General features: G+C 43.7%; 11 protein-coding genes. 9 read left to right on the top strand and 2 right to left on the bottom strand.

Annotated features, from left to right (window positions below; genetic code table 11):
• Positions 1-12 precede the first annotated feature (12 nt).
• Genes GQS54_RS16730 through GQS54_RS16720 form a run of 3 tightly spaced genes read left to right on the top strand, consistent with a single transcriptional unit; the run spans position 13 to position 5,120 of the window.
• Positions 13-555 (top strand): PilX N-terminal domain-containing pilus assembly protein, encoded by a 543-nt coding sequence (locus GQS54_RS16730; protein ID WP_166425122.1) that lies wholly within the window; start codon positions 13-15, stop codon positions 553-555.
• Positions 556-568: 13 nt separating this feature from the next.
• On the top strand, positions 569-4,645 hold the full coding sequence (locus GQS54_RS16725) for a PilC/PilY family type IV pilus protein (protein ID WP_166425090.1): 4,077 nt from the start codon (positions 569-571) through the stop codon (positions 4,643-4,645).
• A complete protein-coding gene (locus GQS54_RS16720; RefSeq protein ID WP_166425089.1) occupies positions 4,638-5,120 on the top strand; it encodes a type IV pilin protein in 483 nt (160 codons plus the stop codon). The genes GQS54_RS16725 and GQS54_RS16720 overlap by 8 nt, the downstream gene beginning before the upstream one ends.
• A gap of 48 nt (positions 5,121-5,168) precedes the next feature.
• On the opposite strand, the gene GQS54_RS16715 is transcribed toward GQS54_RS16720, so the two are convergent.
• Both GQS54_RS16715 and GQS54_RS16710 read right to left on the bottom strand, forming a co-directional pair.
• Positions 5,169-5,717 (bottom strand): GspH/FimT family pseudopilin, encoded by a 549-nt coding sequence (locus GQS54_RS16715; protein ID WP_240919982.1) that lies wholly within the window; start codon positions 5,715-5,717, stop codon positions 5,169-5,171.
• 157 nt (positions 5,718-5,874) lie between these two features.
• The gene (locus tag GQS54_RS16710; protein ID WP_166425087.1) at positions 5,875-6,267 is read right to left on the bottom strand and encodes a type IV pilin protein; all 393 of its coding nucleotides are present in this window, start codon (positions 6,265-6,267) and stop codon (positions 5,875-5,877) included.
• A 226-nt stretch (positions 6,268-6,493) separates the two neighbouring features.
• Between GQS54_RS16710 and GQS54_RS16705 the strand changes: the two genes are divergently transcribed.
• The 6 genes from GQS54_RS16705 (at position 6,494) to glnB (ending at position 11,678) form a co-directional block, all read left to right on the top strand.
• Positions 6,494-7,012 (top strand): GspH/FimT family pseudopilin, encoded by a 519-nt coding sequence (locus GQS54_RS16705; protein ID WP_166425086.1) that lies wholly within the window; start codon positions 6,494-6,496, stop codon positions 7,010-7,012.
• On the top strand, positions 6,970-7,638 hold the full coding sequence (locus tag GQS54_RS16700; RefSeq protein ID WP_240919981.1) for a prepilin cleavage protein: 669 nt from the start codon (positions 6,970-6,972) through the stop codon (positions 7,636-7,638). Before GQS54_RS16705 ends, GQS54_RS16700 begins: the two co-directional genes overlap by 43 nt.
• Positions 7,628-8,743 carry a hypothetical protein gene (locus GQS54_RS16695; protein WP_240919980.1) on the top strand — a complete coding sequence of 372 codons (1,116 nt, stop codon included), beginning with the start codon at positions 7,628-7,630 and terminating at the stop codon, positions 8,741-8,743. The genes GQS54_RS16700 and GQS54_RS16695 overlap by 11 nt, the downstream gene beginning before the upstream one ends.
• Complete coding sequence (locus tag GQS54_RS16690; RefSeq protein ID WP_166425085.1) at positions 8,743-10,407, top strand: prepilin-type N-terminal cleavage/methylation domain-containing protein; 1,665 nt, start codon at positions 8,743-8,745, stop codon at positions 10,405-10,407. Before GQS54_RS16695 ends, GQS54_RS16690 begins: the two co-directional genes overlap by 1 nt.
• A 77-nt stretch (positions 10,408-10,484) precedes the next feature.
• A complete protein-coding gene (gene nadE / locus GQS54_RS16685; protein ID WP_166425084.1) occupies positions 10,485-11,315 on the top strand; it encodes an ammonia-dependent NAD(+) synthetase in 831 nt (276 codons plus the stop codon).
• A 24-nt stretch (positions 11,316-11,339) separates the two neighbouring features.
• Complete coding sequence (gene glnB / locus GQS54_RS16680; protein WP_166425083.1) at positions 11,340-11,678, top strand: nitrogen regulatory protein P-II; 339 nt, start codon at positions 11,340-11,342, stop codon at positions 11,676-11,678.
• Positions 11,679-11,774: the final 96 nt, after the last annotated feature.

The raw sequence follows: 11,774 nt of genomic DNA, 5'->3' as shown, positions 1-11,774 counted from the left end.
GGCGGGTTGGTCATGGTTTTTGCCCTTTTAGTACTTGTTAGCTTGACGGTGCTAGGGATTGCATCTGTATCAAGTGGACTATTACAAAATAAGATGGCGGTTTCATTACAAACTCAAACACTCGCCTTTGACGCCGCAGAAGCGGCAATAGCAGGAGTCGTTTTTGAATCAGAAGATAGTACAGTGATAAGCGATATCGCCATGACTGATCCTTTGTCACAGGCCCGTCAAAAGGCAGCATTAGATATTCAGAATCAAACCCTGCGATGCCAAGACGATGAAAGTTGGACTAACAGACGCGTTACGAGTAGCGGTCTTATACCAGGTACGCAGCATCAAGCTGAGGGGCATTACGATACGAGTCCGCCGATTGATAGTTGGTCTCGCACAGCTTATGTTCGAGAGCAGGCGTGTTTAGGCTCAAGTAACGTGATCAGTGGTAGTCACATTACTTGCCATATTTTTATCGTTAAAGGGTGCGGCCAGATGCAAGGTAGTCGCGCTATTGTGGCGAATAGTCTTACAGCCGCCGTACTTGCACCAGCATCACAATAATAGGAGGGGCGAGATGAAATTTAAGCTGTTATTCCTACTATTTTGCTTAAGTTTACCTTTGCGGGTATTGGCAGATGATTTAGAAATTTACTTCGGCGCCAGTACTGAACAAGTAAAATACGATCCTAACGTACTGTTTATTATGGATACATCCGGGAGTATGACCGCTACTGATGATACCAACGAATCACGTATGCTGCGGGTACAAAATGCCTTAAAAGAAACCTTGCGGTCAGTAACAAACGTCAATGCGGGCTTGATGCGTTTTTCAGACTATGGCGGCCCGATATTATATCCAGTGCGCCCTATCGATGACACTGTTTCACCGGAACTTATTACGCCCATTGTGCAAGGCTCCGATGACGCGGTCGAGCGTTCTGGCTCGGTGAGCGTGTCAGAAAGTATGTTGCCCTTGTCATTAGGTAGCGAACAAATTTATATGGGGTTGCGGTATCAAGCTTTGCATATTCCCCAGGGGGCTACTGTGACTAGCGCGTACCTACGGTTTAGTTCGCTGGGTTATGATGCGTCAGCCACACGTATTCAGATAGGGGCTGAACGGACTCCGGATGCGACAACCTTCAATAACACTCAGCAGAATATTAGTCATCGTGTTACTACTTCTAACCAGGTTATATGGGAGCAAGATAATGATTGGCCATCGGTTGGTGATACGGTTGCCTCTACTGATATAAGCTCGGTCATTCAAGAGGTGGTTGACCAAGCCGATTGGTGTGGGGGGAATGATCTCAACATTATATTGACGACACAAGGCTTGAGTACGCAAAGTAATCGAGTCGCAGACAGTTTTGAGCAAGGGGGGGGATTATCGCCCCAGTTAATTGTGGTCTATGACGAAACAACTGCCACTGGGTGTATTACTGGTGATTTAACATATCAAATTGATAGTCAGTCTAATAATGCCGAAGAACGTGAAAATGGTTATCAGTCCACAGGAAGCGAACTGTCGTTCTATCCCAACAGTAACGATTATGTGGGCTTACGATTTCGCAATATTGCCTTGCCTCAAGGCGCAGTAGTCAGTAACGCTTATCTCGAATTTACCGCCTATCAAAACAGTGAAAATAATAATGCCGCAATGACCATTCAAGCGGCGAATGAGGCAGATCCTAGTAGTTTCAGAAATTATCCCCGCTATTTGCTAAAAAACAAATCTAAGACCGCGGCTATAACTTGGAGTGGAATACCGCGCTGGTATCGAAATCGAAATTACCAAAGTCCGTCGGTGGCGAACATCGTAAATCAACTGGTTAATCGGGGGGATTGGCAGTCAGGTAATGACATGATGTTTATTTTGTCAGACTTCAGTCAATATCGCGGCACTTATACGTACTCAGAACGACCATCTGGTGCTGTAAAGTTGGTGGTTGAATTTCAAGGCCAAGCGACACCGGGTCAAACCTCTACCGTGCGCGAACATCTTGTTAGCAAAGTAGATGAATTAAGTGCAAGTGGTTACACGCCTATTGTTGATACATTATATGAAGGGGTGTTGTATTACGGTGGTTTGGGCGTTGATTATGGTTTAACCCGTGGTAATAGTTCTGTTTCCAATACCGTGCGCCGTAATACTCGGGTTAGCCATCGTTTGTCATACGTAGGGCAAGACGTCTCTTTGCCTTCAGGTTGTGAGGAAGACAATTTAAACTCTTCAAATTGTATCACGCAACAAATTCCGCAAGGGGCGAGTTATATATCACCTGTTACTGACCGCCAATGTCAGGTCAATAACCACATCGTTTTGCTCTCTGATGGTGAAGCCAATAATAACCACAGTGTTGATCAAATCGAGACTCTGTTAAATACAACCTGCACAGGAAGTGGTGGCGAAAAATGCGGATTGAGTCTTGTCAGAAATGTAGCTGATTCTGAAGAGTCAGCGATTGGCAGCCGGATTATTACGCATACGATTGGCTTTGCCGCAAATGTTCAAGCGAATAGCTTTTTAAATCAAATGGCGTTGCAAGGCGGCGGAGGATTCTACCAAGCGGATGACAGCAACGAATTACTCGGTGCATTTCAGTCTATTTTGAAAACGGTGAAAGACGTTAACGCTACATTTGTTTCCCCCGGCGTGGCCGTGAATCAATTAAACCGATTGACGCATAAAGATGAACTGTATTTTGCATTGTTCAAACCTTCTGAAGGGAGTAACTGGCCCGGCAACCTGAAAAAATATAAGATTGATGGAGACACTATTCTTGATAAGAATGGCCTTTCTGCAATAGATGATGGTAATGGTTTTTTCTCAGAGCAGGCACATAGTTATTGGTCTGTACTGACCGATGGTAATGATGTGCGTCAGGGCGGGTCAGCGAGCAAAATGAGTCTGTCGCGTAACGTGTTTACTTTTACTACTTCAGGGGCAATAGCAAATACCGACAACCGAGTTCATGAAAATAACAGTAATATCACTGCTCAAGCCTTAGGCATTGATATGCTTGACGATGTCAGTACGGTGCGTAGTAATCTTCTTAAATGGGTCAGAGGTGTAGATTTAAAAGATGACGATGGTGATGGCGATACCGCCGATGTGCGCTTGCAAATGGGGGACCCTATTCATTCCCAGCCAGTGATCGTTAATTATTCTGCATCGGATAGCGCTGTTTTTGTGGCGACAAACCAAGGTTTTTTACATTCATTTGATGCGCAAACCGGCAGTGAAAATTTTGCCGTCATTCCTCAAGCGCTACTGACTAATTTACATGAGTTCTATCGAGAGAACACCACGTCAAACCATATTTATGGTTTAGATGGTGATTTGGTTCTACGTTATTTTGATGAAAAAATCTACCTGTATGTAGGCATGAGAAGAGGTGGCAGAAATTACTACATATTTGATATTACGAGTAAAACAAACCCAATCTTGGTGGATCAAATTATTGGTGGCAGCAGCGGATTTGAAAAGCTTGGTCAGTCTTGGTCTAGACCGACAGTGACTAAAATAAAACTCGGAGAAATAGTACGCAACGTGCTGATTTTCGGTGGGGGTTATGATGTTGAACAAGATAATAAAATCGCGCGCAGCGCAGACAATGTAGGTAATGCTGTTTTCATCGTAGACGCGGATAACGGTGACTTAATATGGTCAGCTAGCAATAGCGAGGCAGATTTGCTGTTAAGTAATATGCAATACAGTATCCCTGCGCGTATTTCGGTGATAGACAGAGATAACGACGGGTTGGCCGATCATATGTATGTGGGGGATCTTGGCGGCCAACTGTTTCGACTTGATATACATAACGGCGCGGAACGAAGTGAGCTGGTTAGCGGAGGATTACTTGCCGATTTTGGCGGCGACCTAGCACAAGACAATCGTCGCTTTTATTACGCGCCCGATGTTGCGCAGATAAGCAATACGGAGAACAACTTTTATGCGGTGGCAATAGGTTCTGGATATCGAGCACACCCTTTGAATTCGCAGATCCAAGACAGTTTTTTTATGCTTAAAGACTTCGGTATTTTTACGGTTGATGAACAGGGGGAATATGTTTTACCTGAAAGTGCCTTTACGCGAAGCAGTTTGTACGATGCTAGCGATCATTTACTTACGTCAACTGATGAGACAGTGAAAGCAGCCCAAGCAGAACTTTTTGCCAGTCAAGCCGGATGGTTGGTGGATCTTGGCAGTGGTGGAGAGAAGGTCTTGGCATCTCCTTTAATATTGAATTATCAGGTGTTTTTTACCACATATCTACCTGCAACCGCCAACGACAGTCTGTGCGCACCGCCAAGTGGTAATAGCCGAGCGTACTTAGTGACATTGGTTAATGGTAATGCGGTGGTTGATTCAAATAATGATGATCAAACGACCCATCAAGATCGATATGCAGACCTGAAGCAAACAGGTATCGCCCCAGATACTAAGATCTTGATTGAAGATATTCTGCAACCAGTTGTGTGCTTAGGTACAGAATGTGCGTCGGCTGTAATCAAAGTGGACGAGCAGGGAAATGAAATGGCGTGTACATCAGCGCTGGGGTGCCTTGCACAAAATATTTACGGCCGTTTTGAGCGGATCCAAAAAAGTACTTGGAAAACTGAAACTGAAAGGCAAGAAGATGAATAAGAGACATTTCAAACATCAGTTTGAGCCGCGTACCTGTAGCGGTTTTTCGTTAATGGAGCTGATGATTGCCGTCGCTATAGTCGGGATCGTTAGCATGATCGCGTATCCAAGTTACCAGAGCTATTTAGTAGACAGCAAGCGCAGTGTTGCGCAATCTGATCTAATGGCCTTTGCAGCGCAGTTTGAACGGCATAAATTGGCCAACTTTAGCTACGCTGGGGCGGGTATCAATGCTAATGATACTGGTTCGCCTGCTGTATTCGCTAACCATTCACCATCGAGTGAGCCAGCCGGCAGCAAAGCATATAACCTGACGATTGATTCACTCTCTTTAGGAGGGACAGCTTATCGAATCAAAGCACAGCCTGTGCTCGAAAGTCAGGGCGCTCTCTATTACTACAGTGACGGACGTAAGGCGTGGGATCAAAATGCTGATGGCAGTCTATCCCCAGGTGAGTTCTGTTGGCGCTGCTGAGCATTGCGACTACTTTACAACGACTTTGATTTAATGTGACTACAACTCCTAAGAGCAGCTCAGCGCATCGCCATTTCTATCTTCGTGAAAGCTATTGTTATCAATGTCTTGGCTGATTTTGACTCGACCTTGCAGGCTAATTATCAAAGCTCGGTACGAAGATGCCTCATTACCGCAGAACAAAATGTCAGCATTGTTATTGGCGCCTCCATTGGCTAAAAAACGAATTGAAACCTGCGGACCCTGTACGTCATGGCTACTTTTTTCTATACCGATTGACGCCAGCAGTGGCTCGTCGGCATTGCGTTGCTGATCTCCATTAATATCGACAAATACTATTTTTGCCTGATTCCAATCATTAGAACATGCTAAATAATCAGAACTGGCACAAAAGGTTGTTTCACTTTGATTATCAATCGCATAACTACGAGCAAATTGCGCTAAAGCACTGATCTGATTCATTTGCGCAGCGATCGCATTTTGTGAAATAGTTGCTTGGATACTAGGGGCCACACTTGCGGCTAGGGCAATAGCAATACTGAGGCTGACCATTAATTCAATAAGCGTCACGCCCTGTTGAGTAAATTCTTGTTTCATTTTGTACCGATTAGCATTTTTCATCTTGCTAGTTTATCGCTGAAATAGCTCACATAACGTATGTGCTAATCGCCTAAGGTATGAATCAGATGAGTGTTAAGGGCATTCTTCCTCCTTAAAACGTTATATTTCTTTCGTTAAGTGCGCCTAAGGTTATTTATCGAGGCCAACAACCTTGCGGTTGTTGAGCCATCGATTGGTCGAGACTCAGTTCAGTGCAGCCGCTATCACCTTCTTGGCGACCTGTCGCTTGAGCTTGCAGTGTGAAAGTCGTGGCTGAAATATCTGACACGCTGTAATCATAAAAATTACTTACTGGTGCAGGCAGGACTGCGTTACTGGCATAGGTGCTATGTGATAAGCGGTAGCGTTCTTGCTGTATTTGCCATTTTAACAAAGCGGTTTGCGCGTCAAAACGATGACTATGAGTGATATGACGTTGGTAGCTTGGCAAGGCGACTAATAACAACATTCCTGCAATGGCGATCACTATCATAAGCTCTAATAATGAAAATCCATGAGGACGATATAAAATGTAGGGTGGTTGCATGACCTCTCCTTTTGAACGCGTTCTCTTCACTGAGAGTTTGTATTATGTGTAATAATTTTCTCAAACTTGACTATATTTATAAACGTAAACACTATTTTCCGCCACGCAAAATGCAGTCATAGCATTATGTAATCATCGATATAAGCATACGTTGAATACATTGCACTTCGCTTAAATTCTCGCGTAACTCTTTATCTTTTAACAAATTTTAAGCACATGGATTGTCATGAAACTTTATCAGGGAATGTCATTGTTAGAGCTGATGGTGGTTATATCCATTAGCATGATCCTTATGGCAACCGGTGTGCCTTCAATGCTAGGTTCAAAGCAACAGTTACATCTAAAGCAGGCTGCTCAAGCTAGCTATTTTTTATTACAACATGCTCGCGCAAGTGCGATTGCCTCAGGACAAAATATGTTCGTGAGTATTAATAGCTCACAATCCTGGTGCTTAGGAATAAATACATCTGCGCCTTGTGACTGTCAAATCGAAGACAGCTGTACATTATTCGGTGTGGGAGCTCGCATCCAACACACAGATTTCTCGGTCGTTAGACTATCTCAATTACGTTTCGGTGAAAATGAGAGCGCTGTATTTGACGGAGCACGAGGCCTAGCTATGGGAAATTCTGGATCGCTCGTATTTACTAGTGGCGTGGACGAACTCAAGTTGATTGTCAGCAACATGGGAAGAGTGCGTTTATGTGTTCAAGCTGGCGAAATGCAGGCGTATGCGCAATGTTGAAAATGCGCATAAACCAGCTAGGTAGTTCGTTACTAGAACTAATGATTGCGATGTCGTTGGGTGTATCTGCATTAACGGCATTTTCAGCGTTTATTGGCTTTGGGCTAGGTATGGACGCAAATTTATTAACGTCTTCCCGGCTAAATGAAGAATTTACTGTGGTTAGCCATCTTATGGCCCGTGATATTGCTAGAGCAGGCTATAACGGCCATGCGTCATTGCAGATTACAGCTCCTGTAGCTGCAGCACATCCCTTTGCTAACTCTCTTCTTGTGGGAAGGTATTCTGATGAAATAGCGCAAAGTTGTATTCTATTTGCCTACGATCGTAACGCAAATGGTGTACTTGATACCCAAAATAGCAACGAAAATTACGGTTACCGTTTACGTGATAAAGCAATAGAGATGCGTATGGCTGGTGCGGGATGTGATGAAGGGGGATGGCATGATTTAACGGACCCGAATGTGGTGGAAGTCACCCGCCTATATTTTACTATAAACCCGTTAGCACTTGGCGAGCGCGTGTTAACGCAAATTGAAATAAATATTATCGCCAACTTAAAGAATCAACCTGAGGTTTCACGCCAGAGCACGCTAAAGTTTACGGTAAATAACCATGCACAATAGAATTGTCAAGCAACAAGGGGCAATTATGCTCGTAACCGTATCCCTGTTATTAATTATTGCCAGTCTTGCAACCGTTCACACTGGACGCGTTAAATCTCTCGAACACAAAATTTTACTCAACAGTCAGAATCAGGCATTAGCAGGTGCAGCGGCAGAGGGTGGGTTGGCTCACGGTATAAGCCGCATGCGAGCTGAACCAAATTGGCAAGGGCAAGTGCACACGGTTATGTTGAATGGCAATAGCCGAGCGGTAGTACACGCTGATTTTGAGCAAGTACAACGCAATGGGGTTAATGTAAGTTGGGCTGAAATTCAATCGATGGGTTTCTCCTCTGATGAACTAGGCAGCCAAAGCGTGAGAGAGCAAGTACTGCGCTTCCCATTGCTGAATATTGTTCCAAAGGCACCTCTGATTAGTTCTGTACCGCTATCGTCCGCTGTGACATTTTTATTAGGAGCGAATCCTAATGGAGGAGGTAACGGTGTACCTGTTTCTCTTTGGGCTGATGAGGATATTGCCCCGTTAGGATTAAACAGTCGCACATGTGCACTGCAGTCTTTTGATGAAAATCGATGTGCGAGAGATGTGTATTCCAATCGTTCCAACGCTGGTGATGACGTTTTACAAAACCATGAACAGTTTCCCGTCGATGTGCTTGATTACTTTTTCCATATCCGCGAATTTGATTGGCGCCTTCTAAAAAGCGAGGCTTCAATTATTGAACAAGACTGCGGCGCAGCAACGCTCGGCGCCAATCGAGTCATTTGGATTGAAGGGGAGTGTGCATTGGAGGTCAATCAACGTATTGGGAGCGAGAGTACGCCTGTTATTTTAATTTTAGTTGATTCCGCATTATTAATGCCTAGCGACAGTCACATCTTTGGCGTCGTAATACAACTAAGCACGACTTTTCCTTCTGTACCTAAGCGTATTGCGATGGCTGTTAATTCACAGCTAACTGGCTCGTTGATCTTACTTTCGCCAATAAATGAGTCAGTGAGTCAATTTGCTATTCGCTATAACAAGTCTGTATTAGATAAGCTGCAGCAAGACGCAGATATGCAACGACTGAGTCGAGTCAGTGGTAGTTGGCGAGATTTTTGATGAAAGCTCAGTCAGGATTCAGTTTACTAGAGGTCTTAATTGCAACCGCTATTATGTTGTTTGGCATAGTAGGATATGTGCGCCTTCAATCACATTATATCAAACTGGATCATACCCTTAACCTACGACAGCAGGCGCTTTCATTAGCTGCTAGCAAGCTGGATGATTTGCAAAGTTTTAGTATGCTGCAGCCCAGTATGGGGCAAACCAGTTACCAAAATATTAGTTCTGATACAGGAGGCGAAATAGCTGCAGGCGAAGTGTTATTAAAATTGTGGCAATCAGAGTCTCAAATGACACCATTTGATTTACATTGGCGCGTAAAGAATATGTATTTTGTCGACACCGATAACGATGACGTCGCTGATAGTTGGTTACCGGATGATGATGTCAACTTGCCAGCAACATTGCCGGTTATCGCCCCTAAAAAAGCGTTGCAAATTGTTGTAAGTTGGCGAGACCAATTCGATGAGTTGCTTAACGTTACGTTAAATAGTGAGTTAACGCCGGTGCCTTTTACCCGCAGCGCACAAGTGCGAAATACAGTTTTGGGCAATGTTTTACCTTTGCGGGTTATGCGTCAGCTTCCTATAGATAACTTAAGCCCAATGCACAGATTAAGCCTGACTCAAGCTGTGCAAGGGATAGCGCCCTCAATTGAGGTTTTGGACAGCAATAAAGTAGTCGAAATATCGCAAACAAAGTTAAAGCCAGTATTACCTGAATACGAAGCAGAACATATAGAAATGCAGCAGATGATAAGTTGCGACTGCCGCTTAGCTGAAAATGGTCGAGGAAAGACGCCATCGATTACAAGGATAGAAGGCTCAACGTTAGTGACCCAATTGGGGCAAGATATCGTAAAAGCGCGAGGAATAGCCGCAGATGACCAACATACGCGTTGTGAACAGTGCTGTAACGATCATCATGATACAAGTGATATGGTCGATACCCAAAATTACTATCGTTTAGAAGATGGTTTAAGGCATCGGCATTATAATAGATTGGGGGATAATAGTTTTCAAGAAGCCCAATTTAGGGGTGATGCGTATCAGGAGGTATGTCGTTTTAAGCGGATAGACGGCTTTTACCATCTTGTGCCCGACTGGGAGCTTTTAGCCATAACCGAGTTCGATGTTCGTCATCTAAGCCTTGAAAATAATCGAAATGCCTACACTGATTTTATTAGACAAAGATTAAAAGCACATATTCAAAACAGTACCGCAACAGCAGGACTGGATGGCCGAGATATTAATTTACCTCTAGGGCGTTTTCAATTAGCCGCTTACGCTCTGTATGTGGAACGGCTGTATCATGAGGACAAAGCTTATCTAAATGAACTTATGGTCGATGGAGATGAACGTTGGTTAGCACTAACACCATTTTATGATATTAACGTAACGTTATTGGCGAATTGGCATTCAAGTGATGACCAAATTGTAAATATCCTTCAACAGGCGATACAAACGGTTGAGAATGTTGACCAAGATTATTATGCTAGCTACCAAAGAGGGCTTATAGAGACGTTAATAGCAGGTCGAAGTAGGGTACATGCTTTAATGAGTAGTTCAAATAGCGGCTTAGTAGGACATCATCCATTATCGCCGTTTGAGGCCTTGTATGTTTTAGAAGGCAGTGGCATTGAGATCGATGTTCAACCTTGAGTCGTTCTGGCTATATCGGAATTGGTTTACTAATTAGTCATCATTAATATCAAGTTTATCAGCAGAGCGAGAAAAAAATGCACAAGCAAGCGGTTATTGACGAGATGCGTGTGAAACCGCAAATAGATGTTGAGTTTGAAATAGCGAGACGAGTGGACTTTATTAAGAGCCATTTGATTGCTTCAGGATTGAAAACATTAGTGCTTGGGATCAGTGGGGGGATAGATTCATGCACGCTTGGTAGGTTGGCGCAGATTGCAGTTAATCAATTGAACACGCAGCCGAATAAGGAATATCAATTTGTGGCAGTGCGTTTGCCCTATAACGTACAGGCAGATGAAGTAGATGCTCAATTGTCGATTGATTTTATTCAACCTACCCAGTCACTTTCGGTAAATATTCAACCTGGGGCCGATGCAATTGATCATCAAACCACTCAAGCGTTACAGGCTGCTGGATTGCTGCCCACGAATGACAATAAGTGTGATTTTGTCAAAGGTAATGTTAAAGCAAGAACACGAATGATTGTTCAATATGAAATCGCGGGTATGTTAGACGGTTTAGTGCTGGGCACGGATCATTCTGCGGAAAATATTACTGGTTTTTATACTAAGTACGGAGATGGAGCTTGCGATTTAGCGCCGCTTTTTGGACTGAATAAACGTCAAGTTCGACAAGTTGCTAGCTATCTTGGTGCGCCTGACAATGTGGTAAATAAACCGCCTACTGCTGATTTAGAAAGTTTGAGTCCACAGAAATCGGACGAGCAAGCGCTCGGGATGAGTTATGATGATATCGACGATTTTCTCGAAGGAAAGCCGGTGTCACAACAAGTAACGGAGCGCCTATTGGAAATTTACAAAAAGACGCAACATAAACGTATACCCATTCCAACAATATATGATTAAGCACACCATCTGGAGAATAATAAAGTGAAGAAAATCGAAGCGATTATAAAGCCGTTTAAAATGGATGATGTGCGTGAAGCACTTGCAGAAGTGGGTGTTAGTGGTATGACGGTAACCGAAGTAAAAGGCTTCGGGCGTCAAAAGGGCCATACCGAGTTATACCGTGGGGCTGAATATAACGTAGACTTCCTGCCTAAAATGAAGCTCGAAGTCGTGCTACCGGATAACCAAGTAGAGTTAGCAATTGAAGCGATTATGAAAACCGCCCAAACTGGGAAAATCGGTGATGGGAAGATTTTTGTCTACGAAGTTGAACGAGTTATTCGTATTCGAACAGGTGAGGAAAACGAGGACGCAGTTTAACGCTCTGAAATAATAATAAAAAAACGAGGCCATTTGACCTCGTTTTTTTATGGATGGGTAATAAATACGTTATTCTTATTTAAGTCATTTGGCCCA

Source organism: Paraglaciecola sp. 20A4 (assembly GCF_011378905.1).
Lineage (GTDB): Bacteria > Pseudomonadota > Gammaproteobacteria > Enterobacterales > Alteromonadaceae > Paraglaciecola.
Note: the sequence above shows the minus strand (reverse complement) of the source record. Positions and strands in the feature narration are given on the sequence as shown.

What these genes read in the sequence shown, in the direction of transcription:
- GQS54_RS16730 (WP_166425122.1), top strand. Translation starts at nt 13, where the DNA reads ATGGTTTTTGCCCTTTTAGTACTTGTTAGCTTGACGGTGCTAGGGATT.
- GQS54_RS16725 (WP_166425090.1), top strand. Translation starts at nt 569, where the DNA reads ATGAAATTTAAGCTGTTATTCCTACTATTTTGCTTAAGTTTACCTTTG.
- GQS54_RS16720 (WP_166425089.1), top strand. Translation starts at nt 4,638, where the DNA reads ATGAATAAGAGACATTTCAAACATCAGTTTGAGCCGCGTACCTGTAGC.
- GQS54_RS16715 (WP_240919982.1), bottom strand. Translation starts at nt 5,717, where the DNA reads ATGAAACAAGAATTTACTCAACAGGGCGTGACGCTTATTGAATTAATG.
- GQS54_RS16710 (WP_166425087.1), bottom strand. Translation starts at nt 6,267, where the DNA reads ATGCAACCACCCTACATTTTATATCGTCCTCATGGATTTTCATTATTA.
- GQS54_RS16705 (WP_166425086.1), top strand. Translation starts at nt 6,494, where the DNA reads ATGAAACTTTATCAGGGAATGTCATTGTTAGAGCTGATGGTGGTTATA.
- GQS54_RS16700 (WP_240919981.1), top strand. Translation starts at nt 6,970, where the DNA reads ATGTGTTCAAGCTGGCGAAATGCAGGCGTATGCGCAATGTTGAAAATG.
- GQS54_RS16695 (WP_240919980.1), top strand. Translation starts at nt 7,628, where the DNA reads ATGCACAATAGAATTGTCAAGCAACAAGGGGCAATTATGCTCGTAACC.
- GQS54_RS16690 (WP_166425085.1), top strand. Translation starts at nt 8,743, where the DNA reads ATGAAAGCTCAGTCAGGATTCAGTTTACTAGAGGTCTTAATTGCAACC.
- nadE (WP_166425084.1), top strand. Translation starts at nt 10,485, where the DNA reads ATGCACAAGCAAGCGGTTATTGACGAGATGCGTGTGAAACCGCAAATA.